We start from the raw sequence: 25,282 nt of genomic DNA on the forward strand, positions 1-25,282 counted from the left end.
ATTATCAATAAGAAATCGATTACGTTGCGAAAATGGCGCGCATTTAAAAATATCAAGCAAAAAAAATCGTGGCACTAGACCACGATTTTTATGTTTTTTCTAGATTATTTGGTAGGAAAAATTGCCTAACCACCCCATTCATATAAAGCGGGAATTTGAATATTCTGCCCATCAAAATGCACCACTAAACTACCCGGTAGAATTTTTTCTAACTGCACCGTATCGTCGATGATCCAATCTCCTTCGTGCATATCTTTGCCATTGACTTTAAGCCAACGACTGCTCGATTTAGAAGAATACATGTGCGTTTGGAAATTCATTTTAGGCAGTCGACCTTTATAGCGTTTTTCATTACCCACTAAGTTCACCATCGGCTTATCAAAAGTCGGATTAGGTTGGGGCTTGCTAGCATAAGACTTCGGATTTTTATAAGTCTGAGTGGTGCTTTTTTCGCTGATTGACGTTGGCGTATCGTCTGAGACTTCTTGAGCTTCCATTGCTTGCTTAAAGCGTTCGGCAATATCCGAAGACACACCTGACATATCAATATCATCGACATTCCATGCTTGGTTTTGCTCTGATGAAGCATTGACTTGATTGGTTTTGATCACGCGACCTTGCGATTTTGATTCCTTAGGTTTACTCGCCACTGTAGTGACTTTTCTTACTGCTGGTTTTGGCTTTATTTTTTTAGCAGGTAACGGACGTAAATCCCCCACCGATGGAAAAGGTAATAACTCGGCAGTTGGCTTTGATTGCACCATCGCTGTCGGTAGTGCTTTTTCAATCGGTTTTGGCGTTATTAGTGGCTTAATCAACAACCAAGCCAGCACCACCAAACAAGGTAAAACAAACAAAGCGACCATCAACCATTTGCGCGCTGTTTTTTGTACTGGAACATAACGATAACTGGCGACATCAGGCTTAGGTTGCAGTTGAGATTGATGTGCTTGTTCTGATTGTTGTAGTGCCTTCATCATTTGCGACATTAGCTCTCACTCCCAATTTTTGGAGAAACCGCTTTGGTCGGTGAAACCAACAATTGAGGTGCATTCGTATTGGAATAGCTATCGAGAAGCATCAAAGTTTTTTTACCGGCTATACCATCGACATTGATCCCTTGCCACATTTGAAAGGCTTCAACTTTACTTTTCACCCTCTGATCAAACACTGAAGTTTGTGATAATGAGTCACCTAAAACCTGAGATAACTCATTATTTAACTGAGTCACATTTGAACCACGATCATTGATTTTTAAGGTTTGATCGGCCATTTTACTATGCCAAAGTAATTGATACTCTCCGTTCCAATTCTTTGCCAACCACTGATTGGGTACTCGCACCCGTTTATCAGCTAACAACAATTCCGATTGGCTTTTATTTACTCGGTAAAGAATAGCAAAATAGGTGCGATAATTGGCTTGTAGCGTCAACATTGCCGGGCGATTGATCACTGCCAGATCATTTAAACTGCCTTTCGATTGATAGCAATATAAATCGGCTCGAACCGCTTGGTCACAATTGGCATCAGAACTATCAACTTGATAACCCCATAATGAAAATAATGACTGCATCGCACTAATTGGATTATGGCTTAATTGAATATAAGGGGAAATAAGCTGCTCAACCTGTTCGGTATTCGTGCTAATAACAGGGTCGGTTTGGTTATTTTTTTGTTGGGTTGAACTTTGATTGGATAAGGCTATTTTGGAGGTTAAACCCGTGGCTTTATTTAATAATTGCGGGGCATACAACCAAGCTGATACTGCGACCGCAACGCCAAGTATCAGACTTATGCTGTAACTCAACCAAGGTTTTTTTGACTTAGCTGCCAATTGAAAACCCTGATGCTGTAAACCTGCATGAGTTTGTTGAGAGCCCATTCGCACCAATCCATTGGCCAGTTGAGTAGACGTAGGACGCTGAAATGTCATCACATCTTCACACGCTTTGGCGGCGATCGCCCCCGACACCATCGGCTCGCCGCCATAGTAGGCATACAACAAACATTTATCACACACTAAATTAATCAGTCGAGGTACACCATAAGTTTGCTTGGCTATTTTTTTGACTGCTTTGGCGCTAAACATATCGTAACTGCCGCCAGCAACTTTTACTCGAAATTGAATATATTGCGCCACCTCTTGGGTGCTCAAAGGCAATAAATGATAACGACCGGTGATACGCTGAGCTAATTGGCGCAACTCTTCCGTTTGCAGTTTATATTGCAATTCTGGCTGGCCAATTAATAGCACTTTAAGTAGCTTCTGGCTTTCACTTTCTAGGTTAGTCAATAAGCGTAACTGCTCAAGCACTGCTGCCGATAAATGCTGGGCTTCATCAATCAATAATAGGGTTTGCAGCCCTTGGCCGTGGTTCTCAAGTAGGTAGAGGTAAATCGCTTGAGTCAATTGCTTTAATGATGCCGATTCTTGATATTCAATTGAGAACTCATCACAAATCGCTTCCAATAAATCCGAACCGCTATAAGTTGGATTGAGCAATAATCCGGTTTTGACGTTATCTTCCAGTTGCGTCAACATGACTTTGGATACCGTGGTTTTACCGGTTCCTACTTCCCCCGTTAATAACGCAAACCCGCCGCCACCACCTAAACCGGCTTGCAAGTGATTCATCGCCTCTCGATGACGGGCACTTAAAAAGATATAACGCGAGCTCGGCACTATGGTAAACGGTAATTCTGATAGGCCAAAAAAGTCCTTGTACATGTCACACTCTCAAATCGTCGGGAGATTCACTCTCTAATGCGTCCTAAACTACACTAATCGCCACTTTATTTATAGCTACACACATGCGGTGTACTTCGCTTTCTTGTTAGAATGTTGGCATATTAGGTGTAAATGAATAGCATATTGCTAGCGAATGGAAATAGGATTGATGATGGAGATATTCTTAGTAGGCGGGGCGGTGCGCGATAAATTGCTTGGCATTGCCAGTCACGACCAAGATTGGGTAGTGGTCGGCAGTTCGCCCGAGCAAATGCTAAGCCAAGGCTTTCGCGCGGTCGGGTTAGACTTTCCGGTATTTTTACACCCCAAAACCCAACAAGAATATGCCCTTGCTCGCACAGAACGTAAATCGGGCCAAGGCTATAACGGCTTTGAGTGCTTTTACGCCCCCGATGTCACCCTCGAACAGGATTTGGCTCGGCGCGATCTCACCATTAATGCCATTGCTGAAGATGCACAAGGTACCTTGTACGATCCTTACGGTGGCCAAGCCGATCTTGAGAATAAGATCTTGCGCCACGTTTCCGACGCCTTTAGTGAAGATCCTCTGCGAGTGCTGCGTGTGGCTCGTTTTGCGGCTAAGTTAGCACCGTTAGGGTTTCGCGTAGCGCCAGAAACTCTAACCTTAATGAAAAGCATGGCAGACAGTGGAGAACTGACTCACCTAACTGCGGAACGTGTATGGCAAGAGTGGCATAAATCGTTAACAACATCCGCCCCACAAGTGTTCTTACAAGTGCTCAAAGATTGCGACGCTTTAAAGGTGATCTTACCGGAAATCGACGCATTATTTGGCGTACCTCAACCTGAAAAATGGCACCCAGAAATCGACACCGGCATTCACACTTTAATGGTGGCAGAGCAAGCGGCATTACTAAGCTCACAAGTCAGTGTCCGTTTTGCTGCTCAAGTGCACGATTTAGGCAAAGGGGTCACTCCTGAGTCCGAATGGCCAAGTCATAAGATGCATTGTCATACTGGCCTTAACTTAATCAAAGCCCTCAGCACGCGCGTGAAAGTGCCAAATGAATGCCGAGAGCTAGCACTACTGGTTTGCCAGCATCATTCCAATATTCATCGCGCGGCGGAACTAAAAGCTTCAACCGCCCTCAAACTCCTGAGTCAACTCGATGCTTGGCGACGACCTGAACGTTTTAAGCAAGTATTACTTTGCTGCCAAGCGGACCATCAAGGGCGCAAAGGCTTGGAGCGACAACCGTATCCTCAAGCCAAGCGCCTACAAGCTTATTATCAAGCTGCAAACGCGATTGATGTCAGTGATATTATTGCCCAAGGTTTTCAGGGTAAAGCGATTCGAGGAGAGCTGGATAAGCAGCGCATTGCCAGTATTGAGCAGATCAAATTAGCACTGTCATAAGTACGATATAAGTAAGGTTATTGTCAATAACGCAAATAAGCCCGTTACAAGGTTGATTGTTAACCGTTAGCAAGGCAAAGTGTGCATAATTTTTTAACATTAACGCTAAATCGCCATTATTGATGTAATGGAATGTATAAGGATCACAACTCGATATGCATATTTTTCACGCTATTATTCTCGGTATCATTGAAGGGATCACGGAATTTTTACCTATCTCGTCGACCGGACATATGATTGTTGCCAGCCAATGGTTAAACATTCCTGATACTGCCTCAAATAAAGCCTTTGAAGTTATCATCCAAGTTGCGGCTATTTTAGCGGTCATTGCCAATTATAAAGAAAAATTCCACCCTAAATATTTCTCGTTATGGGTCAAAGTTGCAGTGGCATTTTTACCGATTGGTATTATTGGTTTCTTGATGAGTGATATTGTGAAAGCGTTGTTTAGTGTCACTATTGTTGGCACTATGTTTATTATCGGTGGTATCATCTTTATTTGGGTTGAGCGCTTTTATAAAGAAGAACAATGCCCGACTACCGATGTAAATGACGTCACCATGAAGCAAGCTATGTGGATTGGTTTTGCGCAGATTTTTGCTTTAATTCCCGGCACAAGCCGCGCGGGTTCAACCATTATTGGCGCGATGTTAGTTGGCTTGAATCGTAAAACTTGTGCTGAATTTTCATTCTTGCTTGGCTTGCCAGTTTTAGCGGCGGCATCAGGTTATGACTTATTAAAGCATTATCAAAATTTCACTAGTAGCGACTTTATCAACTTAGCAGTTGGCTTTATCACCGCATTTATCGTGGCCTACTTTGTGATCAAATGGTTTATCAATTTCTTAGCCAAATTTACCTTTGTCGGCTTCGGTATTTACCGCATTCTATTTGGTTTGTTATTGCTGGGCATGGCGTGGTTGTAATAACCCTAACCAGCTATTCATAACAGCTAAATCAAAAAAGCAGAGATCATATTCTCTGCTTTTTTTATGTTCATTTTCGAACCATTAGAACTTATTGTCATTAGAGCTTAAGGCGTAAATTTAAACTCAACCACCGTTAAACTGCCTTTTTTTTCAAACTGCTGCCATACCTTCGCAACCGTTCGGCAATCATCAGGTAAGACTAAATAAGGGTTTAGTTGATACAATGGTTTCAGCACAAATTCATAGTTGAAAATATCGCTTCGCGGTAACACTGGGTTATCGATTGAAACCTGCTCACCAAACAGCAATATATCCAAATCAAGAGTACGATCTTGCAGCTTCTGGGCATCTTTGGCTCGACCCCATTTTAGCTCGATTTGCTTTAACCTTTGTTGCAGTTCAAGCAAAGACAGAGAGGTTTCTATCTCGATGACCAAATTATAAAAAGCATGACTATCAAAACCAACCGGTTGACACTCATACACAGCAGAACAGCGTAAGTGATTACTTACTTTTAATAATTCTTGATAGCTTGCTTGGATATGCTGATGCCGCTCAAGATTACTGCCTACCCCAATGTAAGCTAGGGTCACAGACGGCCTCGTTCAATGATCACGCCAACACCTTTAGCTTGTGGTACTGCGCCTGGTTTGGTTAAGTGGATTTTAACCCAAGGCACATTAAAGCTTTGCATAATTAATTGCGCCACTTCTTCTGCTACTCGCTCTACCAACAAGAATCGACCACCCTCAATATGCGCCAACACCGCCTGACTCACTTTGGCATAATCTAAAGCATCTTCTACATCATCACTTGAACCGGGTTTTCTATTATCATGCGCCATTTCAATAGTAAGTACTAACTTCTGCTTAATCTCTTGCTCCCAATCGTACGCGCCAATGGTGGTGATCACTTCGAGTTGGTCGATAAATACTTTATCCAAAGCCATGTTGATTCCTTTTGATTGGTTTTTCCCCTTGAGTGTGACTGATCGGATACCCAAGCGGTATAAAAACACGTAAGATGCTGAGCATAATATTATATACCCAAGTAACTTCAAGATAATACACTACCTCCAAGGAAGACTATGAGCATAGTGGTACTCATAATGATCATTCTCGCCTATTTACTCGGATCCATTTCGAGTGCGGTGCTGATCTGTCGTGTCTGCCATCTTCCCGACCCTCGCACCCAAGGCTCAAACAACCCCGGCGCCACCAATGTATTAAGAGTCGGCGGTAAATGGGCGGCCGTTGCTGTATTATTATGTGATGTGTTAAAAGGCATGATCCCGGTATGGGCCAGTTACTTTCTTAATATTCAACCTTTAATGTTAGGCTTTATTGGCTTAGCGGCTTGTATCGGCCATATCTATCCGTTATTTTTTCACTTTAAAGGCGGTAAAGGGGTGGCGACGGCATTAGGAACACTGGCCCCGATTGGACTGGATTTAACCGGCATGGTGATCACCACTTGGTTAATGACCTTTTTCTTTACTCGTTACTCATCACTGGCGGCGATTATCACCGCGCTGTTGATCCCGTTTTACACTTGGATGGTGAAGCCGCAGTACACTATTCCGGTGGCAATGCTGTCGTGCTTAATTATCTTTCGGCACTATCAAAATATCAAACGCCTGATCGATGGCAGTGAGCCAAAAGTGAAATCGAAGAGTACGATCTAGCCCCGAATCAAAAGCATACCCAACAAAAACGGCAACCTTCAATAGGTTGCCGTTTTTAGTTTATGGATAGAGCTGAAGTTGTGGTTATACCCATTCCAGATATTTAATAATTTATCAAAATGGAGTGGGTATTACTCAGTGATCGGTTTTAATTGATCAATCGGCCAGCGAGGTTGCGCTTGCACCGATAAATCAGTCATCTCACCATTGCGTAGACGCTGCATTCCGGCATACGCGATCATCGCGCCATTATCGGTACAAAATTCAGTTCGTGGATAATACACTCCACCACCGACTTTCTTCGCGAGCGCTTCTAATGACAAGCGCAATTGCTTGTTGGCACTCACGCCACCGGCAATCACGATACGTTTTAAACCAGTTTGTTCTAGCGCGCGGCGACATTTAATCACCAAGGTGTCACATACCGCTTCTTGGAACGCATAAGCGATATCTGCGCGAGTTTGCGGATCATCGTCATTGGCGCGAATGGTATTAGCGGCAAAAGTTTTTAAACCGGAGAAACTAAAATCCAAGCCCGGACGATCGGTCATTGGGCGTGGGAATCGAAAACGCCCTTTGGTGCCCGTTTCTGCCAGCTTCGATAATAATGGTCCACCAGGGTAATCCAATCCCATCAGCTTAGCGGTTTTATCAAACGCTTCACCGGCGGCATCATCGACCGACTCCCCTAAAATAGTGTATTCACCAATCGCTTTCACTTCGACCATCATGGTGTGACCACCCGATACCAACAATGCCACAAATGGGAACTCTGGCGGATTGTCTTCTAACATTGGTGCAAGTAAGTGCCCTTCCATGTGATGCACAGGTACAGCAGGAACGCCCCACGCATAAGCCAAACTGCGGCCTATAGTTGCGCCAACCAATAGCGCCCCGACTAGTCCAGGACCTGCAGTATAAGCCACGCCATCAATATCTTTTGAGGTTAAGCCAGCTTCTGCTAAGGCCGCCTTAATTAAAGGGATGGTTTTTTTAACGTGATCTCGCGATGCCAGCTCAGGCACTACGCCACCATAATCGGCGTGTAATTTTACTTGGCTGTACAGTTGATGTGATAACAAACCCTGTTGTTCATCAAAAATAGCGATGCCAGTTTCATCACACGATGTTTCAATTCCTAAAATGCGCATAAAATTTCTCACGACCAATGGTGTCGAATAGTTGATTTTTCTTAAATTATGGGTAATCTTACCGCCTCGGAAAAAAATTAACCAGTTCTTACCTTGATAATGCTTTACAAATAGGTAGTGATCGGATTAAAATTCCGCACCATTTTGATCTGGCTGATTAATATCTACTCTAACTTTTTAGGGTCGATTGTAAGAATCAGCATTAAATAATAACCCCTGAGGTGAAAGGCATATGCCAGTAGTTAAAGTACGTGATAACGAACCGTTTGACGTAGCATTACGTCGTTTCAAGCGCTCTTGCGAAAAAGCAGGTGTTCTTTCTGAAGTGCGTCGTCGTGAGCATTACGAAAAACCAACAACTGTACGTAAACGCGCTAAAGCAGCAGCTCAAAAGCGTCATGCTAAGAAGCTGTCTCGCGAAAACGCTCGTCGCGTTCGCTTGTACTAATAACTTATTCCAATTAAGGACTGAGTTATGGCTCTAATTGAACAACTCAAAGAAGAGCAAAAATCAGCGATGAAAGCCAAGGACAAACCGCGCCTTGGCACTATTCGTTTAGCTCTATCAGCCATTAAGCAACGTGAAGTCGATGAGCGTATTACGCTTACCGATGAAGACATCATTGCGATAATGACTAAGATGGTTAAACAACGTCGCGATTCTGTTACGCAATTTGAAGCAGCAAATCGTCAAGATCTTGCTGATGCTGAAAAAGCAGAAATTACCGTACTTGAGGAATTTATGCCTCAACCGTTAAGCGAAGAAGAAGTGATTGCACTGATTGAAAGTGCTATTGTTGAATCTGGTGCTGCGGGCATGCAAGACATGGGTAACGTAATGGGGGTATTAAAACCTCAACTTCAAGGTCGTGCAGATATGGGCAAAGTAAGTGGTTTAGTTCGTTCTAAACTGGCCTAATCTTAGGTAGCTTAATTTCCCAAGCTTAAGTTTTAATAAGCCGTGCACTCCTTCGGGATCGCACGGCTTGTTTGTATTTTAAGGACTCAAACTTCTTTATGGCTGGAAGAATTCCCCGCAACTTTATCGACGATGTTATTTCTCGCACCGATATTATCGATGTGATAGATCCGCGCGTTAAGTTAAAAAAGCAAGGGAAGAACTACACCGCCTGCTGCCCTTTCCATAACGAAAAATCCCCTTCTTTTAACGTCAGCCAAGACAAGCAGTTTTACCATTGCTTTGGTTGTGGCGTCAGCGGGAATGCGATTGGTTTTTTGATGGAATACGAACGTCTCGAGTTCGTAGAGGCAATAGAAGAGCTAGCCAGCAAGTTGAGTTTAGAAGTGCCACGCGAAAGCGCAACTGGCCAAGAAATCCAATCAAACACGCCCAAAGTTAACGCTGAACAAAAACGCAATCTTTATGATTTATTGGGCAGTATTAGCCAATATTATCGCTCTCAGCTTAAACTGGGCGCTAATAAAGCGGCGATTGATTATTTAAAAAATCGCGGTCTATCGGGTGAAATCGTTCAAAAGTTTGGTATTGGTTATGTGCCCGATGAATGGGACAGCGTGCGCAAAAACTTTGGCCAACAAAACCATATTCAAGACATGCTGGTTGAAGGCGGCATGTTGGTTGAGAACGAAAAAGGCAACCGCTACGACCGTTTTCGTGGTCGAGTGATGTTCCCGATTCATGATCGCCGTGGCCGAGTTATTGGCTTTGGTGGCCGTGTACTTGGTGATGAAAAACCCAAATACCTTAACTCACCAGAAACCCCCGTATTCCATAAAGGCAAAGAGCTATACGGCTTATACGACGTATTGCAGAGTCACAAAGATCCAGAACAGATCTTAGTGGTTGAAGGCTATATGGATGTGGTGGCACTGGCGCAATATGGCGTCGATTACGCTGTTGCGGCATTGGGCACGTCAACCACAGGCGATCACATGCAACTCTTGTATCGTCAAACCGGGACTGTGGTGTGTTGTTATGATGGTGACCGCGCTGGCCGAGAAGCCGCTTGGCGCGCAATGGAAAATGCCCTGCCTTATCTTAATGATGGCCGACAACTAAAATTTATGTTTTTACCCGATGGTGAAGATCCTGATACTTACATTCGCCAGCACGGTAAAGAAGCGTTCGAGCAACAAGTTTTTCATGCCACCTCATTGTCTGAATTTTTATTTGGCACCTTGATGAAGGAAGTCGATACCAGTAGCAATGAAGGTAAAACTAAACTTACAGCATTAGCGGTCCCTTTGATCGAAAAAGTCCCTGGTGGCACATTACGACTATACTTACGAGATTTACTCGGTAAAAAACTCGGACTATTGGACGAAAGACAACTGCAACAGTTGATTTCAAAAACCAGCCAACAGCAAAGCGTGCCTCAACCACATAAAGAAATAAAACGCACCCCAATGAGGGTAGTTATTGCTCTGCTTTTGCAAAAACCGAGCTATGCTGAATTAGTACCGGATCTAACCAGTATTAAAGATATAGACATACCCGGATTAAGTTTATTGCTCAACGTACTTGATATTTGTCGAGAAAAGCCCCATATCAAGTCGGGTCAGTTAATAGAAAACTGGCGTGAAACCAAAATTGAAGCATTATTGTCAAGATTAATGAATTGGGATATCCCCCTCAATGATGATAATGAACAAGATGTTTTTTTAGATACATTGGATAAAATACTAGCTCAATGTATCAGTAAACAAATTGAAACTTTGCAAGCGAGAGAAAGAAGCTCCGGCTTATCAGTCGAGGAGAGACGGGAGTTGCAAGACTTGATTCTTCAACGTCCTTAGTTATCTCGCTCCAACCACTTAGTCATTAACACTCAGGCAATCAAAACTTAAAGCGTACCGCGTTTAAAGTTGGTATAACTTTGGGTTGTTAAAGCTCGGTGGTCAGCAATGAATAAATTTGTTATTATTGGCGGTTTGCATTTCGCATACTAATATTCTTCACTCAGACCTCAAGTTGGATATCGTCGATGGATCAAAATCCGCAGTCACAGCTAAAGTTACTTGTCGCAAAAGGTAAGGAACAAGGCTATCTGACCTACGCCGAAGTAAATGACCACCTACCTGAAGAAATCGTAGATTCAGAACAGGTAGAAGACATCATTCAAATGATTAACGACATGGGCATCCAAGTCGTTGAAACCGCACCAGATGCGGACGATCTAATGTTGAATGAAGCCGTAGCCGATGAAGATGCAGCCGAAGCCGCTGCTGCCGCACTTTCAAGCGTAGAAAGTGAAATTGGCCGCACCACCGACCCAGTCCGTATGTACATGCGTGAAATGGGAACAGTGGAACTACTGACTCGTGAAGGTGAAATCGACATTGCAAAACGCATTGAAGATGGCATCAACCAAGTACAGTGTTCGGTTGCAGAATTCCCTGGCACTATTTCTTACATCCTTGAACAGTTCGATAAAGTTCAAGCTGAAGAGCTTCGCCTTACTGACATCATTTCAGGCTTTGTTGATCCTGATGATGATGGCAATGCTGCGCCAACCGCAACACACGTTGGTTCTGAGCTTGCTGTTAGTGATGATGACAGTGATGACGAAGATGATGAAGACAGCGATTCAGATGAGGACGAGGAAGAAGAAGACACAGGTATCGATCCTGAGCTTGCTCTTGAACGCTTCACTGAGCTTCGTAATACTTATCAGAATCTCCAATTGTCGATCAATGAACACGGTCGTCAAAGCAAAGCGATTAACGCCAGCAAACAAGAATTCTTGGATGTTTTCCGTCAATTCCGTTTGATCCCAAAACAGTTTGATTACCTTGTTAATGGTTTGAAAAACTCAATGGATCGTGCACGAACTCAAGAACGCTTGATCATTCGTACCGTGGTTGAATACGGAAAAATGCCGAAAAAAGCATTTGTCCAAGCCTTTACTGGTAATGAATCTTCCGATGCATGGTTAGATGACGTATTAGCGTCAGGCAAACCTTACTCTGAGAAAATTCGTCAAAGTGAGGAAGATCTTCGTCGCTGCATCTACAAGCTAAAAACCATTGAAGATGAAACGTCGTTAAGCGTACAAAACATTAAAGACATTAGCCGTCGTATGTCTATCGGTGAAGCAAAAGCTCGTCGCGCCAAGAAAGAAATGGTTGAAGCGAACTTGCGTCTGGTTATTTCTATCGCGAAGAAATACACCAACCGTGGCTTACAATTCTTGGATCTGATCCAAGAAGGTAACATTGGTTTGATGAAAGCAGTTGATAAGTTTGAATACCGTCGTGGTTATAAGTTCTCAACTTATGCGACTTGGTGGATCCGTCAAGCAATCACTCGTTCAATTGCCGACCAAGCACGTACTATTCGTATTCCGGTACACATGATCGAAACCATTAACAAATTGAACCGTATCTCTCGTCAGATGCTACAAGAAATGGGTCGTGAACCGTTACCAGAAGAATTGGCTGAACGCATGCAAATGCCGGAAGACAAGATCCGTAAAGTACTGAAAATTGCTAAAGAGCCAATCTCAATGGAAACACCTATCGGTGATGACGAAGATTCGCACTTAGGTGACTTTATTGAAGATACTACCCTAGAGCTACCTTTAGACTCTGCAACCTCAACCAGCTTGAAGTTTGCCACTAAAGATGTTCTAGCAGGTCTAACGCCACGTGAAGCGAAAGTGCTGCGTATGCGTTTTGGTATCGATATGAACACCGACCACACGTTAGAAGAAGTGGGCAAGCAATTCGACGTAACACGCGAACGTATCCGTCAGATTGAAGCGAAAGCACTGCGTAAACTTCGTCATCCAAGCCGCTCAGAAACATTGCGCAGCTTCCTAGACGAGTAATATTCTTTATTGAATACGCACATTTGCTGTAATGAATAATTAAAAAGGTGGGCTTAGCTCACCTTTTTTGCGTCTAGAATAGAATATTGGTTTAAGTGGTTATAAAGCGTACACAATTGGGCAACCTAGAGTCTAGACAGCTTTCACTCATTCCCCTATAATCACAGCACAAATTTGGCCCCTTAGCTCAGTTGGTTAGAGCGCACGACTCATAATCGTTAGGTCCCCAGTTCGAGTCTGGGAGGGGCCACCATATTAAAGAAAGGCGTAGCAGGTTAATTCCTACTACGCCTTTTTTGTTTGTATTGCTTGAGGTTTTAGCAAGCGACAACAGTATTAATGCTTGGTTTTTGCCACCATTTCAGCCACTACGTCGTAGTTCGGCACAGATAAGAAATCGTCTGATTCAAACGCTGGGTTTGGATAGGTGTAGAAGCCTTGGCCGCTTAATACGCCAAGGTGACCTTTATCGGCGTAATGGGTTTTTAGGTATTCAGCATTGGTGAGCATTTGCTGATCGTTACCGACATTACCCCAGTAATTAAGAATATTGATCGCGGTGTTCATACCAACCATATCCAGCATTGCGAGTGGACCCATTTTACCGCCACGATTAAATAGCATGTATGAACGGTCGATATTTTCTGCCGAGCCGACACCGTTAACCAATAGCGTTAAGCTGGCTTGGCATAAAGGCATAAACCAATCATTTAGCACGTAACCGTTACTTTCTTTTTCAACTGGTACTGGCACCATGCCAATTTCAATCGCGAATTTGAATACTTGTTCTAGTGTCGCTTCACTCGTAGTGGCATGAGCCATCACTTCGGCAAAGTTATATTCCCATACATAATTGGCAAAATGCAGCGCACAGAATTTTTCTGGACGACCAGTCACGGCAGCAAAATCACTTGGTAAAAGCGTTGAAGAATTGCTGGCGATAATGGTTTTTTCAGGTAGGCATGCCGCTAATTGTGCATAAAAGCTATTTTTAATTTCTGGTACTTCTGGCACAGCTTCAATCACAAAATCCACACCTTCCACCGAACCTTCTAGATCAGTGGTATAAGTGAGGCGCTGAATCGCCGCGTTAATTTCAGCTTCAGTAGCACCAACTTGATCTTTGTATATCGCATGATAGCTCGCATGCGCAGCACAACAGCGATCTAACGCTTCATCATTAATATCATAAAAATGACATCTTTGCCTTTAAATGCACTTTGGAAAGCGATTTGACCGCCAAGTACACCTGAACCAATAATCATGATTTTATTTAGTGTTGATGTTTACATTTTGTTGCCTCTTTTTATGTGCTACTAACGATCCAGTAATTAAACGCCAGTTTGAAAAATAAAAATCACGCTTACATCACATTCATGGAGAGTATTTTGCTAGCGGCATAAAAAAACCTCGAACCTGGTTATTTTCGGTTCGAGTTTTCTAATCTAGCTTCGACTTATTGGTGAGCGTTACGCTTGCTTCTTCATTAACGCTTCGCGATATAACGCTATATCATCAATGGTTAAGACTGGCATATTATGCAATTTACCAAAAGCGACAATCTCGGGTGCTCGTGCCATAGTGCCATCTGGATTGGTCACTTCACACAATACGCCCGCAGGATTTAAACCGGCTAATTGCATCAGATCGGTTGTGCCTTCGGTATGACCGCGACGGCTCAGCACCCCACCTTTACGCGCACGCAATGGGAACACATGACCAGGACGCGCCAGATCATCAGGCTTGGCATCCGCAAAAATAGCAGTTTTAATGGTTGTGACGCGATCAGCTGCTGAAACGCCAGTTGTCACGCCTTGCTTAGCTTCAATCGACACGGTAAAAGCCGTTTGGTTTTGGCTGTTGTTATTAACTACCATTGGCGGCAATGCCAGTTTCTCGGCTTGCTCATCAGACAAGCATAAACACACAATACCGCTGCCTTCTCGGATCATTAATGCCATTTGTGCATCGGTCAGATTTTCTGCTGAATAAATGATATCGCCTTCGTTTTCGCGATCTTCATCATCAAGCACTAATACGCCATTACCTTGCTGTAGTGCCACTAATGCCGCTTCAACACGTTCGATTGGGTTACCGTATTCGGCAAGTAGAGAAGGTTGGTTCTGATTCATGGTAAAGCTCCTGTAGGTACCAGAATCAGGGCTATTGCAGAAGGGGTAAGACAGTGCCATGCATTTTAAATCGCGCAAGCAAGGTCAAACTCACTTAGTAAAATACTAAATGTCATACCCGTCATCGTGAAGTATTAACTTCAACGCAACGCGTATATTTATCCTCTCCCATCCAGACTATCACTGTCGGCTCTGGGTTCTCACCAGATCTGCTGACCTTGATCATGAGATCAAGCGCTCGCGGGCTGATAACGTCGTATTGCGCTATATACCGCCGGTGGGGAATTGCGCCCCGCCCTGAGAATAATTAATAAAATTGTTAACACCTAATGGTGTGGTTCAATAGTATTACAGCCTCAAAATAAAATCTATCTCATAAATCGCAAACAATAAAAAACCCCAGCCATATGACTGAGGTTTTCATCGTGTTGCTTTTATTCAGTATTAAGCAGCGGCTTTAATAGACTCTACCGATGCTGATACTTTTTTCTCGCCGATTGGCAATACCGTACGACCAAATTCATTGTTGATCACGGTGGCCATTGCAAGGTAAATCGCGCTTGAGCCACAGAAGATGCCCACTACGCCAGCAAGGTGACCAATCGCCACACTGCCGGTGAAGTCACCAGCCGCTAGTAAGAAGAACAATACTGCTAGGCTGCCAAATACGGTTTGTTTGGCTACTGGGTAGCGCGCTAAAGTGGCTACAAACATGAAAGTCGTGAAGATACCCCAAATCGCAAGGTAAGAGGCAAGGAATGCTTCCGACGTTGCTTCGCCTAGACCCATGCTTGGCATTAAGATCAAGCCAACTAATGATAACCAGAACATACCGTAAGAGGTGAATGCAGTGGTACCAAAGGTGTTGCCGTTTTTGTATTCCATGATACCGGCGATAACTTGCGCGATGCCGCCGTAAAAGATGCCCATGGCTAAAATAACAGAGCTTAATGGGAATAAACCTACGTTATGTAGATTTAATAAAATAGTGGTCATACCGAAAGCCATTAGGCCTAATGGTGCTGGATTTGCTGGTTTTGCAGAATTTGGCGTTGACATAATATTACCTGGTTAAAATATGATCGGAACAAAGAAAAGCGGCGTATTATTGTCGATGATTTTAGGTTTGTAAATTATTTTTACGAGTTAAATCACAAAAAACTATTTTAAATCATGTTATTTAGAATGAATTCGATATAAAAACCGAATTCAATCTAAATTAAAATGATTAATATTCAATAGATTAACAGCAAAAAATTATCATTGCATTGGTTTGTTATGAGAATGGCTTCGAGAACGTTTCATCCAACGTTTTTTCTCTACTTTCGGATCTTCAATCGTAACCGTCTCTGCTTTTAGTAGTGGTTCTATTTTTGCACTGTCTGTTTTGCTGCTGTCTGTTTTAGTGCTATCGGCTGGTGAACTTGCTTGTGGCGGTGTTGTTAATACAATCACAGGTCGCGTTAAAAATAGATTGTTTGGATAAAGCACCACATTACCGTCGATATTTCGTAACTGGACACTCATAAATGCCATTTCTGTGATTTCGCCTTCAATATAATTGGCACCATCAATTACTCGCACCCAGCGCCCGACTCGACAATCATTTTGTCCAAATAATATAAGAAAGCTGGTTAAGTTACTTAGCAAAGACCAACCTGCAAATAACGCTACACCGAGTAGTGCAAACATCGATGAACCGACCACCAGCAAACCACGCAACTCTATTCCCCACGCCATCAATAACAGCGCAATGATAATTATTGAAGTAATAGTGTTCAGTAATAAGGTGGCTCGATGTTTACGGTGAGGACTGATCCCCGTTTTCATACTGCCTAAAAAAATTCGAGCAGGAATGCGGCGTAACATCGGATAGAAGATCAATACCACTACGGTAATAATCCATTGATAATATTGTTGCAGTATCGCGATCCATTCTTGGTTCATGGTTCTGTCCTTGTTTGTTGCTCAAGCGCTAAGGCGTGCTTTTGGTAACGGCTGGCTAAAATTGCGCAATAAAAAATCTGTAATGGATGATAAATCATAATCGGTAGCAAGATCATTCCCAGCCTTGGATCGGCGCCAAAGATCACTTTAGCCATAGGAATACCTGCAGCCAAGGTTTTTTTACTGCCACAAAATACCGCCGCGACTTCGTCTGCATGGTTAAAACCGATCTTGTTCGCACTCCAACGCATAAAGTTTACGATAAATAGCAGCACCACCAAACAAATCACCACTGACAGCAGTAAATCATCGACCGAAAAACTGTGCCAGATCCCTTCTGCAATTGAATCACTAAAAACGTTAAATACAATTAACAATATGACGTATTTATCCTGTTTTCCTACAATATTTTTATGCTTTTCAATAAAGCTAAATAATAGCGGACGCAAAAGTTGCCCTAGCACCATCGGTAATAACAGTAACTTCGAAATTGACGTGATCGAATCCATTATATTGATTGCCCCACCAGCAAGCCCCATAAAATACTGGATAAGAAATGGGGTAATAAACACGCCTAAAATGCTCGATAGTGACGCATTAAAAATGGCGCCCGGCATATTACCTTTGCCAATCGCGGTCATGGCAACAGAAGATGAAATGGTACTCGGCAGTACAAATAAAAAACAAAAACCAAACGCTAAAGCCGCAGGCATGATCGATTGCATGCCATGACCAAAGATCACCCATAACAAAGGGTAAACGACAAAGGTGGTACACTGAATAAACAGGTGCAGCTGCCAATTATTGACGCCATCTTTTAATGCTTGCGGCGATAAACCAATGCCGTGCAAAAAGAACACAATTGCAATGCCTATCCCTGTCACTTGGTCTAAATGCAACAATCCGCCAGAACGACCGACATTAGGGATAACAGTCGCCAGCGCCATTGCCACCACCATTGCGACTAAAAACCATTCTTTCTTAATTGCCTTTATCATGTTTATCGCCATTTATTATCACAATCCTTTTATTATTACACCATGCTCGTAATAATAAAAATACTTACATTTCAATTGCTAGATCTATAACAGTAACGATATTAACTCATTACATTAACCTTAAATTGACATATACTCATTTCAGTCAGTCCGATAGATAAAATGTTATTTTCTCTAGTCAGATTATCATCAAAAAACTTTAAGGAGTCCCTATGTTTTTAGACTATTTTGCTCTCGGCCTACTTATTTTTGTAGTGTTGTTCCTTTTCTATGGATTAATTGCACTGCATGACATTCCATACGAAATTTCAAAATCTCGTAATCACCCCCACCAAGATGCGATTCATGTTGCGGGTTGGGTCAGTTTATTTACTTTACATGTACTGTGGCCGTTTCTGTGGATTTGGGCAACATTATGGCGCGAAGATCGCGGTTGGGGTTTTAAACAAATAGAGCAAGAGCAACAAGATGCTCACCATAGAGTCGATGTTCTTACCGAGCAAGTCACGGGGCTACAACAACAAATCACTCAACTGTCGTTACTCCTTTCTCAGCAACACGCATCCGTTACGCCGCAGGATGCTTCATCACAAGCACCATTAAATCATGATCCAGCGCAATCCGACTCCTCGAGCTTCCCACTCTCAAATGTAGAGAAGTCCGATCCTAAAAGTACTGATGGAGAGGCTAAATAATGGATTTATTACTGATTCTGACTTACGCCGCTTTTTGTGTGGCGATCTTTAAAATATTTCGTATTCCATTAAATAAATGGACCGTTCCTACGGCAGTACTCGGTGGTATTGCGTTGATCGGCACCTTGATTTTATTAATGAATTACAATCATCCTTTCACCCAAGTCGGTGGACAAATTTATGCGACAACCCCTATAGTGCCGAATGTCAGAGGACGCGTAACTGAAGTTCCGGTTAAGCCGAATACCTTATTACAACAAGGTGACGTATTATTTAAAATTGATGACACCCCGTTTAAGTCTGTGGTCACGCAACGTAAAGCTATGGTAGCCGCCGCGCAGCAAAATGTTCTTAGGTTAGAGTCGTCTTACAAGCAAGCCCAGTCGATCGCCGCTCAAGCAGAAGCAGAGCGAGACAAAGCCAAGCGTGAAGCTGCACGTTACCTTAAAGGTTACAAACGTGGTGCCTTTACCGTGCAACAAGTTGATGACCGCCAACAAGCCTCTAAAGCAGCTCAGGCCGCTTACAACGCTGCGATCGCCAGTGCCAATGAAGCTAAATTGGCATTTGAATCCCAAGTGGATGGCATCAATACCGATGTCGCCGAGGCGCAAGCAAGGCTCGATAAAGCCGAGTTCGATTTAGATCAAACCACGGTTCGCGCGCCCACCACAGGTTATGTTACTCAATTGGCGTTGCACCCAGGTATGATGGCGGTGCCATTACCACTAAAACCTATGCTGACATTTGTAAACAAACAAGACCGTTATTTTGTCGGTGCATTTCGTCAAAATTCGTTACAACGCTTAAGTGTGGGTGATGATGCAGAATTGTTGTTCCGCTCGATTCCTGGAAGAGTCTTTAAAGCCAAACTGGTACAAGTGATCCCGGCAATTGCTGAGGGTCAAATTCAAGCCAGCGGTTCGTTACTTGGCACCAGCACGCTAAACACCCAAGGTCGTACTATGGTGCTGTTTAAGGTTACCGATGATCTCTCAAGTTATAACTTACCACTTGGGGTTAACGCCGAGATCGCGGTATATACTGAGCATTTCCATCATGTAGCGGTGATGCGTAAAGTGTTGATCCGCATGAAGAGTTGGCAGAACTATATTTACCTCGATCACTAATGCTAACTGATGTCGATGGCATAAATTTAATGGCCTATCAACTTTAATAGCCTATCAACATTGAGTACCGAGCAAAGCGTTAACCTAAAAAAACACCCCATTAGTTTTGCACTAATGGGGTGTTTTTATATCTGCTACGCTCTAATTATGAACACAACTCCGCGAGTGTGGTCAGTCTAGCTTGCGGTTTTTCAACAAATGGATTGCTGGTATCCCAAGCATAACCGGCCAGAATGGCACTGATTTTTTGCTTCACTGCTTGATTTGGGTGCTCGGTGAAAATCACGCTTTGCAGGCGGCCGTCATACCAACCTTCAACATAAGCGCGGAAAGTATCGACTCCGATCATTAATGGCTCCGAGCAGGCTTTATCCCAATCGACGGTTTCACCGTTTATTAGTTGTGGCAATAATGCGTCCACGGCTAACTCTGCCGATTTCATCGCAATCGTAACACCGGATGAAAATACCGGATCTAAAAACTCACCCGCATTACCTAATAACGCATATTTAGAGGTAGCTAAATGCTTCACATCTACCGAGTAACCGTCAATCACGCCACCAGAGTTAGGCAGCGTCGCATTAACAAATAACTGGCGTAAATGAGGTTCTTCGCTAATTAATTGCTCTAATGCGGCAATCGAATCTTGCGGATAAGCCTCAAAAAATTCAGGGGCTGCCACCACACAAAATGAGCAGACACCGTTTGAAAATGGGATCAACCAATACCAAGTATCGCTATTATCTGGATGGACATAGATGGTGATTTTATTGCGATCATAGCTTATCGCTTGTGCGGTGCTGTCGTCGATATTATCCACCACATGCGTAAATACCGCTTTGCGTGCAGGAAAATCCGATGGCAATTCTAAATCCAATAAGCGCGGTAGCACTCGACCATAGCCACTGGCATCAAAGATAAATTCCGCTTCAATTTGATAGCCTTCACCACTTTCATCGGTTACAGATAACAACAGTTTATCTGCCTCAATATCAACGGCGGTCACCGTATTTTGAAAACGGATCTCGACTCCTTGCTTTATTGCTTCATCAGCTAATAACTGATCAAACGGTCCACGCTGAACTTGGAAAGTCGTACCTTCGCCAAGGCTATGTTTATCGGTGAAGTCAAAATAGGTAAACGCATCGTTGCGACGAAATGCCGCGCCATTTTTAAATTGGAATCCAGCATCATTAACCGCATCAAGCATATTGGCTTTTTTGAGGGTTTCCATACAAGCAGGGAGCAAGCTTTCTCCAATCGAAAAACGTGGAAAAACGCTTCGTTCCAAACGATACAGTCGACACCACGCTGCTTTAACAGTGCAGCGGCAACTGAACCGGATGGGCCTGCGCCAATAATAGCGACTTGAGTGCATTGCTTAATCATCTTCTGTTCCTGCTGTCATTCTTGTTCCATTGTTATGTGGCAAGCTGCCGAAGAAAAATACTTCCATGCACTTTACATTTTTATCGAAGAATTATGTTAATCGCGCCTTGATAAATCGAAGCGAAATACCGGTCAAAGTAATTCGATGCCCCGCTAGTGACACCTCTAGGTATTAGCTCGCCACTAGCTCTAATAAGGTATGGCCTAAACCAATATCATCGGTACGCTCGCTAACATTGAAACCAGCTTCCGCGACGATTTCTAAAAAATCTTCGCTACGGTAAAAACGACTATTACCATTAGCCAGACAAGTAAAATAAAGCGAGGTGGCATTTAAGCTATAAGATGCGGCTTCGTAACGCTGGGCATCCCAAAATAATTCCAGAATATACACTTTGGCTTCTGGCTTCATGGCGGCGCGCACTCGGCGTAAAATGCTTAAAATTTCCATTGGCGAGAAACAATCAAGAAATTGGCTCATCCACCACACATCAGCACCTTGTGGCAGATCTTGGCTTTTATCTAACATGTTGGCAGGATAAAACGTCACTCGATCTGAAAAACCATGTTGCGCCACATTTTCTTTCGCCAGCGCGATCTGTTGCGGCAGATCAATCAAGGTCAGCGCCACATCTTGCGAGTGTTTACAGCACTGTAATGTCCACTTACCAGTATTGCCACCGATATCAAAAATTTGCTTTGGCTGACTCGAAAATATTTTCTTTAGCAGCACTGGAAATGAGTTATCAGAATAAAAATGATCAAAGGTAAACCAGCTCTGTTTGGCTTTTTCTGGCAAGCTTGAAAGCCCTTCGTAGATGGTGGTCCAGTCACCCAGCTCTTTCAGCCCAGCAGGTGTGCCTTCTTTAATCGCTTCAGTGAGGTGCATCATGCCGGCATAACAAACATCGGCGGTAAAATCCATATTGGCGCGGGTCATTCCGTCATGCAATAAGGAGTAACCGAGCTTAGCAATAACATAATTCGGTGCTTGCCAAGTGACAATGCGCGCACTTAATGCCATATCGAGTAATACTTTTACGCCATACTCTGAAACTTGGGTTTGTTGGGCAATTTGAGCTGCTGCTAGGCCATCATCTTTAGCTTGATCAAGCGCGGTTAAAATACCTAAATCACGCAAGGTGCGGGCGGTATGAAAAACAATCGGAGCAAAGGCGAGTTTTTGCGCTTCGGTCTTCGCCTCTAAAGCGGTATAAGGATCAGTTTGGTAAGTATTCAAAGGTTCGTCCTGAAAAATGAAAGAAAATGACGTATGTGACTCAATACTAGCGAATAATTTCTATCACAAGATAGCGTTTTCATCATAAAAAGTGTTATTTTACGCTTCATACGACGAAATAATGGATTACAGCCGTTTATGAGTACTATTGCGTTCAATATTCAGCATTGGCAAGCGTTATCTTGTGGGCTCGATTCATCTCAGTCTTGGCAAGCCTGGGCGCAGTTAAAAATGACGGTTAAAAAACCATCTCAAACCAGCCAAGCTTGGCCACAAGACACTCCAACGCCAAAATCGGATCTCATTCCGGCTATGATGCGTCGTCGTATGAGTCCGTTAAGCAAGCTGGCTTTGCAGGTCGCGATCTCATTAAAACAGCGTTTAGATACGCAACAACAAGCAATCGATTACTTAATATTTTCTTGTCGTCATGGCGAATTGGCTCGTACCACCACCTTATTACAACAAGTACTCAGTGGTGAAGATGCCTCTCCGACTGCGTTTTCTCAATCGGTGCATAATACCAGTGCAGGTCTGTTTACTATTGCGACTCACAGCCCAATTCCCGCCACCTCTTTAGCAGCGGGTGAAAGTACCTTGCATCATGCTTTAATTGAGGCCAGCAGTTATTTAAGCCAGCACCCAACTCATCGGGTGTTGGTGATCGATTTTGATGAGTCACTGTCACAGCCTTATCAACATTTTGAATCACAACCTCACCCCGGTTACGCTTTCGGCTTAGTGTTAACCCACGGCAATCAAGTTGAACTGAGTTGGCGCAAAAATTCGACTCCAAACCGCACCAAATCTTCAATATCACCGCCAATATTTGAGACTCAAAGCTTACAAATACTGGCGAATCTTGCGCTGCCACAATCACAATGGCAGATTGATGACAGTCGCATTTGTTGGCAATGGCACTGCGATTCAACACAGATTAGCGATTAACTGAACTCTAACCATTACGATCTTTTATCTCTAAGGACGCGACCAAACAAGATGCCGCATGCTAAATTGACATTGTTTCAACGATTAAATAAATACTGGCGAGTAATTGCGACCGGCAGTTGTTTTACGATCTTTGGGATTGGCGCTCTGGCTTTGACGTTTATCGTGTTTCCGGTGATGACCGCAACCTCTCGCCACCCTAAGCAACGTGAAATACGGGTGCAAGGGATCATCAAGCACGCTTTCACCCTCTTTTGTCAAACCATGAAGTTTACGGGAGCTATTGATTATCGCTTTGACGGTACCGACATCCTTTTACAAGATAAAAACTGTTTAATCATTGCCAATCATCCCAGTTTAATTGATTACGTGCTGATTGCCTCACGTTTACCGCAATGTGATTGCTTGGTGAAAGCCAGTATTTGGCAAAATCCATTTATGCAAGGCATCGTCAAAGCCGCCGGCTATATTCCCAATCGTGAACCTGAAACATTATTAGAGCAATGTAATCAGCGTTTAAATGACGGTAATGTATTATTGGTTTTTCCTGAAGGCACTCGCACCACGCCAGGACAAGCCTCGACATTACAACGCGGCGCGGCGCAAATTGCAGTGCGCACTCAATCCGATTTACGCTTGATCCATATTACCGTCTCACCCGCTTTTTTGACCAAACAAATGAAGTGGTATCAAGTTCCTGACGTAAAACCCTTTTTTCATATACAAGTGAAAGGTAAGATAGCCATTGATACTTTTCTTGATAACAGCGACTCACCGACCACGGCGGCACGCCAATTGAATCGCTATTTATCGACTGCACTTTTTCCAGAAAATACTGATAATAAAAATTAAATACTATTCATAACAATACTTTTAGGTAGGTTACTGTGGAACAACTACACAACGAATTAAAAACCTTAATTATCGAATCATTGAATCTTGAAGATATTCAAGTGAGCGACATCGACAGTGACGCCCCTTTATTTGGTGAAGGTTTAGGCTTGGACTCTATTGATGCACTTGAGCTTGGTCTGGCGATCAAAAAACGCTATAACGTGGTAATTGATGCCGATGATGCCAATACGCGTGAGCATTTTTCTTCGGTTGCCAATCTGGCTAAATATGTCGCAGCGAGCCAAGAGTAAGCGTGTAACTCATTCATCTTCTAACTAATCGTCTAACAATAAGCGTACTAATATTATGACCGAAATGAATCGTGAAGAAGTCTTCAACAAAGTAAGGGATGCTTTTGTTGAGCTGTTTGAAATTGATGCTGATGACATCAAACCTGAATCGCAACTGTATCAAGAGCTCGACCTTGATAGCATTGATGCGGTTGATTTAGTGGTGCATCTACAAAAATTAACCGGTAAGAAGATTCAGCCTGACGAGTTTAAAGCCGTACGCAGCGTCAATGATGTGGTCGATGCTGTGGTTGAATTACTCAAGGAAAGCTGAGTGATAACAAGATGATGAAATTTCTCACCGCCTTGTCTGGATTGGTCTTATTGGCTTATCCATTGGCCGTTTATTATGGGCTAAATCGTTGGGGAATTGGCGTTATTGCCGGCTTGCTTGGGGTGTTGTTTTTAATTCGCATTATTGCCGGTAATCGTACTCGTTTAACCGAATTAAAATACATTGCTTGGTTAAGCGGTGGTGCGGGGATCATCTTAACCATTTTCGCTACTATTTTTAAACAACAGGGCTGGTTTACCTTTTATCCCATCATTGTTAGTGCCCTAATGTTTATATTATTTGGCAGTAGCTTATGGCAAAAGCAAACCTTAGTGGAGCGTCTTGCTCGTCTGCAAGACCCTGATCTTCCTCCTAGTGGGGTGCAATATACCCGCACTGTCACTAAGGTGTGGTGTGGTTACTTTGTTTTAAATGGCTCGATCGCACTTTACACTTGCTTTCAACCGATTGAAATTTGGATGCTTTACAATGGCCTGCTTAGCTACATTTGTGGTGGCAGTTTATTTGCTTGTGAATGGGTAGTCCGGCAGTTTGTTCAAAAAAAACATCAGCAACAGTAACGATATAAACATAGCTTAAAATTAAACTCTAATTGATTTACCCCACTGTAAATGACAGTGCA

Annotated in this window: 25 protein-coding genes, 1 tRNA gene, 1 pseudogene and 1 riboswitch; of the genes and pseudogenes, 15 read left to right on the forward strand and 12 right to left on the reverse strand. The window is 43.2% G+C overall.

Annotated elements, in window-relative coordinates; all coding sequences use genetic code 11:
- Window positions 1–125: 125 nt before the first annotated feature.
- Together GFB47_RS09815 and GFB47_RS09820 are read right to left on the reverse strand one after the other, a co-directional pair.
- Window positions 126–989 (reverse strand): general secretion pathway protein GspB, encoded by an 864-nt coding sequence (locus GFB47_RS09815; protein WP_153447820.1) that lies wholly within the window; start codon window positions 987–989, stop codon window positions 126–128.
- Entirely contained in the window at window positions 989–2,728 is a 1,740-nt protein-coding gene (locus GFB47_RS09820; RefSeq protein ID WP_153447821.1) for an AAA family ATPase, read from the reverse strand. The genes GFB47_RS09815 and GFB47_RS09820 overlap by 1 nt, the downstream gene beginning before the upstream one ends.
- Window positions 2,729–2,900: 172 nt before the next feature.
- On the opposite strand from GFB47_RS09820, the gene GFB47_RS09825 reads away from it, so the two are divergent.
- Window positions 2,901–4,127 (forward strand): multifunctional CCA addition/repair protein, encoded by a 1,227-nt coding sequence (locus GFB47_RS09825; RefSeq protein WP_153448210.1) that lies wholly within the window; start codon window positions 2,901–2,903, stop codon window positions 4,125–4,127.
- Between the two features lie 155 nt (window positions 4,128–4,282).
- Complete coding sequence (locus GFB47_RS09830) at window positions 4,283–5,053, forward strand: undecaprenyl-diphosphate phosphatase (RefSeq protein WP_153447822.1); 771 nt, start codon at window positions 4,283–4,285, stop codon at window positions 5,051–5,053.
- Window positions 5,054–5,160: 107 nt separating this feature from the next.
- Here GFB47_RS09830 and folK read toward each other — a convergent pair whose 3' ends face one another.
- Window positions 5,161–5,649 (reverse strand): 2-amino-4-hydroxy-6-hydroxymethyldihydropteridine diphosphokinase, encoded by a 489-nt coding sequence (folK, locus tag GFB47_RS09835; RefSeq protein ID WP_153447823.1) that lies wholly within the window; start codon window positions 5,647–5,649, stop codon window positions 5,161–5,163.
- Window positions 5,646–6,005 (reverse strand): dihydroneopterin aldolase, encoded by a 360-nt coding sequence (gene folB / locus GFB47_RS09840; RefSeq protein ID WP_153447824.1) that lies wholly within the window; start codon window positions 6,003–6,005, stop codon window positions 5,646–5,648. The genes folK and folB overlap by 4 nt, the downstream gene beginning before the upstream one ends.
- Before the next feature lie 138 nt (window positions 6,006–6,143).
- Here folB and plsY point away from each other — a divergent pair, with 138 nt between their 5' ends.
- The gene (gene plsY / locus GFB47_RS09845; RefSeq protein ID WP_153447825.1) at window positions 6,144–6,740 is read left to right on the forward strand and encodes a glycerol-3-phosphate 1-O-acyltransferase PlsY; all 597 of its coding nucleotides are present in this window, start codon (window positions 6,144–6,146) and stop codon (window positions 6,738–6,740) included.
- A gap of 131 nt (window positions 6,741–6,871) precedes the next feature.
- On the opposite strand, the gene tsaD is transcribed toward plsY, so the two are convergent.
- Entirely contained in the window at window positions 6,872–7,891 is a 1,020-nt protein-coding gene (gene tsaD, locus GFB47_RS09850; protein WP_153447826.1) for a tRNA (adenosine(37)-N6)-threonylcarbamoyltransferase complex transferase subunit TsaD, read from the reverse strand.
- A 232-nt stretch (window positions 7,892–8,123) separates the two neighbouring features.
- Between tsaD and rpsU the strand changes: the two genes are divergently transcribed.
- The 5 genes from rpsU (at window position 8,124) to GFB47_RS09875 (ending at window position 12,955) form a co-directional block, all read left to right on the forward strand.
- Window positions 8,124–8,339, forward strand: coding sequence for a 30S ribosomal protein S21 (rpsU, locus tag GFB47_RS09855; RefSeq protein ID WP_153447827.1), 216 nt, complete (start codon window positions 8,124–8,126; stop codon window positions 8,337–8,339).
- Between the two features lie 27 nt (window positions 8,340–8,366).
- A complete protein-coding gene (locus tag GFB47_RS09860) occupies window positions 8,367–8,810 on the forward strand; it encodes a GatB/YqeY domain-containing protein (RefSeq protein WP_153447828.1) in 444 nt (147 codons plus the stop codon).
- Window positions 8,811–8,908: 98 nt separating this feature from the next.
- Window positions 8,909–10,669, forward strand: a complete 1,761-nt coding sequence (dnaG, locus tag GFB47_RS09865; protein WP_153447829.1) for a DNA primase — start codon at window positions 8,909–8,911, stop codon at window positions 10,667–10,669.
- Between the two features lie 188 nt (window positions 10,670–10,857).
- Window positions 10,858–12,702: an RNA polymerase sigma factor RpoD gene (rpoD, locus tag GFB47_RS09870; protein ID WP_153447830.1), complete on the forward strand. Its 1,845-nt coding sequence runs from the start codon at window positions 10,858–10,860 to the stop codon at window positions 12,700–12,702.
- Between the two features lie 176 nt (window positions 12,703–12,878).
- Window positions 12,879–12,955, forward strand: a tRNA-Ile gene (locus tag GFB47_RS09875).
- An 83-nt stretch (window positions 12,956–13,038) separates the two neighbouring features.
- Here GFB47_RS09875 and GFB47_RS09880 read toward each other — a convergent pair.
- The 5 genes from GFB47_RS09880 to GFB47_RS09900 form a co-directional block, all read right to left on the reverse strand.
- Entirely contained in the window at window positions 13,039–13,887 is an 849-nt protein-coding gene (locus GFB47_RS09880; protein ID WP_225874313.1) for a 3-hydroxyacyl-CoA dehydrogenase NAD-binding domain-containing protein, read from the reverse strand.
- 284 nt (window positions 13,888–14,171) lie between these two features.
- Entirely contained in the window at window positions 14,172–14,834 is a 663-nt protein-coding gene (ribB, locus tag GFB47_RS09885) for a 3,4-dihydroxy-2-butanone-4-phosphate synthase (protein ID WP_153447831.1), read from the reverse strand.
- 156 nt (window positions 14,835–14,990) lie between these two features.
- Window positions 14,991–15,143, reverse strand: a riboswitch (FMN riboswitch).
- Window positions 15,144–15,278: 135 nt separating this feature from the next.
- Window positions 15,279–15,893, reverse strand: coding sequence for an acetate uptake transporter (locus GFB47_RS09890; RefSeq protein WP_153447832.1), 615 nt, complete (start codon window positions 15,891–15,893; stop codon window positions 15,279–15,281).
- Window positions 15,894–16,094: 201 nt separating this feature from the next.
- Window positions 16,095–16,781, reverse strand: coding sequence for a mechanosensitive ion channel domain-containing protein (locus GFB47_RS16775; RefSeq protein WP_153447833.1), 687 nt, complete (start codon window positions 16,779–16,781; stop codon window positions 16,095–16,097).
- A complete protein-coding gene (locus GFB47_RS09900; RefSeq protein WP_225874266.1) occupies window positions 16,778–17,779 on the reverse strand; it encodes a bile acid:sodium symporter family protein in 1,002 nt (333 codons plus the stop codon). Before GFB47_RS09900 ends, GFB47_RS16775 begins: the two co-directional genes overlap by 4 nt.
- Window positions 17,780–17,991: 212 nt before the next feature.
- On the opposite strand from GFB47_RS09900, the gene GFB47_RS09905 reads away from it, so the two are divergent.
- Window positions 17,992–18,474, forward strand: a complete 483-nt coding sequence (locus GFB47_RS09905; protein ID WP_153447834.1) for a DUF3302 domain-containing protein — start codon at window positions 17,992–17,994, stop codon at window positions 18,472–18,474.
- The gene (locus GFB47_RS09910) at window positions 18,474–19,604 is read left to right on the forward strand and encodes an HlyD family secretion protein (RefSeq protein ID WP_153447835.1); all 1,131 of its coding nucleotides are present in this window, start codon (window positions 18,474–18,476) and stop codon (window positions 19,602–19,604) included. Before GFB47_RS09905 ends, GFB47_RS09910 begins: the two co-directional genes overlap by 1 nt.
- Before the next feature lie 145 nt (window positions 19,605–19,749).
- Here GFB47_RS09910 and GFB47_RS09915 read toward each other — a convergent pair.
- Window positions 19,750–20,993 (reverse strand): annotated as a pseudogene (locus tag GFB47_RS09915) (NAD(P)/FAD-dependent oxidoreductase).
- A 172-nt stretch (window positions 20,994–21,165) separates the two neighbouring features.
- Window positions 21,166–22,233, reverse strand: coding sequence for a class I SAM-dependent methyltransferase (locus tag GFB47_RS09920; RefSeq protein WP_153447836.1), 1,068 nt, complete (start codon window positions 22,231–22,233; stop codon window positions 21,166–21,168).
- 138 nt (window positions 22,234–22,371) lie between these two features.
- On the opposite strand from GFB47_RS09920, the gene GFB47_RS09925 reads away from it, so the two are divergent.
- The 5 genes from GFB47_RS09925 to GFB47_RS09945 are packed head-to-tail and all read left to right on the forward strand — an operon-like array spanning window position 22,372 to window position 25,220.
- Window positions 22,372–23,181: a beta-ketoacyl synthase chain length factor gene (locus tag GFB47_RS09925; protein WP_153447837.1), complete on the forward strand. Its 810-nt coding sequence runs from the start codon at window positions 22,372–22,374 to the stop codon at window positions 23,179–23,181.
- Window positions 23,182–23,232: 51 nt separating this feature from the next.
- A complete protein-coding gene (locus GFB47_RS09930) occupies window positions 23,233–24,033 on the forward strand; it encodes a lysophospholipid acyltransferase family protein (protein WP_153447838.1) in 801 nt (266 codons plus the stop codon).
- Between the two features lie 35 nt (window positions 24,034–24,068).
- Window positions 24,069–24,326 (forward strand): phosphopantetheine-binding protein, encoded by a 258-nt coding sequence (locus GFB47_RS09935; RefSeq protein ID WP_153447839.1) that lies wholly within the window; start codon window positions 24,069–24,071, stop codon window positions 24,324–24,326.
- Window positions 24,327–24,381: 55 nt separating this feature from the next.
- Window positions 24,382–24,639 (forward strand): acyl carrier protein, encoded by a 258-nt coding sequence (locus GFB47_RS09940; protein ID WP_153447840.1) that lies wholly within the window; start codon window positions 24,382–24,384, stop codon window positions 24,637–24,639.
- Between the two features lie 11 nt (window positions 24,640–24,650).
- A complete protein-coding gene (locus tag GFB47_RS09945; protein ID WP_178306473.1) occupies window positions 24,651–25,220 on the forward strand; it encodes a COG4648 family protein in 570 nt (189 codons plus the stop codon).
- The last annotated feature ends 62 nt before the right edge of the window (window positions 25,221–25,282 follow it).

Source organism: Vibrio algicola, assembly GCF_009601765.2.
GTDB classification, from domain to species: Bacteria; Pseudomonadota; Gammaproteobacteria; order Enterobacterales; family Vibrionaceae; genus Vibrio; species Vibrio algicola.

Bases quoted from the DNA above. Each gene is read 5' to 3' on its own strand.
- GFB47_RS09930 (WP_153447838.1), top strand. From the start codon at position 23,233: ATGCCGCATGCTAAATTGACATTGTTTCAACGATTAAATAAATACTGG.
- GFB47_RS09890 (WP_153447832.1), bottom strand. From the start codon at position 15,893: ATGTCAACGCCAAATTCTGCAAAACCAGCAAATCCAGCACCATTAGGC.
- GFB47_RS09900 (WP_225874266.1), bottom strand. From the start codon at position 17,779: ATGATAAAGGCAATTAAGAAAGAATGGTTTTTAGTCGCAATGGTGGTG.
- rpoD (WP_153447830.1), top strand. From the start codon at position 10,858: ATGGATCAAAATCCGCAGTCACAGCTAAAGTTACTTGTCGCAAAAGGT.
- GFB47_RS09910 (WP_153447835.1), top strand. From the start codon at position 18,474: ATGGATTTATTACTGATTCTGACTTACGCCGCTTTTTGTGTGGCGATC.
- GFB47_RS09830 (WP_153447822.1), top strand. From the start codon at position 4,283: ATGCATATTTTTCACGCTATTATTCTCGGTATCATTGAAGGGATCACG.
- dnaG (WP_153447829.1), top strand. From the start codon at position 8,909: ATGGCTGGAAGAATTCCCCGCAACTTTATCGACGATGTTATTTCTCGC.
- GFB47_RS09825 (WP_153448210.1), top strand. From the start codon at position 2,901: ATGGAGATATTCTTAGTAGGCGGGGCGGTGCGCGATAAATTGCTTGGC.
- tsaD (WP_153447826.1), bottom strand. From the start codon at position 7,891: ATGCGCATTTTAGGAATTGAAACATCGTGTGATGAAACTGGCATCGCT.
- GFB47_RS09940 (WP_153447840.1), top strand. From the start codon at position 24,382: ATGACCGAAATGAATCGTGAAGAAGTCTTCAACAAAGTAAGGGATGCT.
- plsY (WP_153447825.1), top strand. From the start codon at position 6,144: ATGAGCATAGTGGTACTCATAATGATCATTCTCGCCTATTTACTCGGA.
- GFB47_RS16775 (WP_153447833.1), bottom strand. From the start codon at position 16,781: ATGAACCAAGAATGGATCGCGATACTGCAACAATATTATCAATGGATT.
- GFB47_RS09860 (WP_153447828.1), top strand. From the start codon at position 8,367: ATGGCTCTAATTGAACAACTCAAAGAAGAGCAAAAATCAGCGATGAAA.
- GFB47_RS09820 (WP_153447821.1), bottom strand. From the start codon at position 2,728: ATGTACAAGGACTTTTTTGGCCTATCAGAATTACCGTTTACCATAGTG.
- GFB47_RS09925 (WP_153447837.1), top strand. From the start codon at position 22,372: ATGAGTACTATTGCGTTCAATATTCAGCATTGGCAAGCGTTATCTTGT.
- GFB47_RS09815 (WP_153447820.1), bottom strand. From the start codon at position 989: ATGTCGCAAATGATGAAGGCACTACAACAATCAGAACAAGCACATCAA.
- ribB (WP_153447831.1), bottom strand. From the start codon at position 14,834: ATGAATCAGAACCAACCTTCTCTACTTGCCGAATACGGTAACCCAATC.
- GFB47_RS09905 (WP_153447834.1), top strand. From the start codon at position 17,992: ATGTTTTTAGACTATTTTGCTCTCGGCCTACTTATTTTTGTAGTGTTG.
- folB (WP_153447824.1), bottom strand. From the start codon at position 6,005: ATGGCTTTGGATAAAGTATTTATCGACCAACTCGAAGTGATCACCACC.
- rpsU (WP_153447827.1), top strand. From the start codon at position 8,124: ATGCCAGTAGTTAAAGTACGTGATAACGAACCGTTTGACGTAGCATTA.
- GFB47_RS09945 (WP_178306473.1), top strand. From the start codon at position 24,651: ATGATGAAATTTCTCACCGCCTTGTCTGGATTGGTCTTATTGGCTTAT.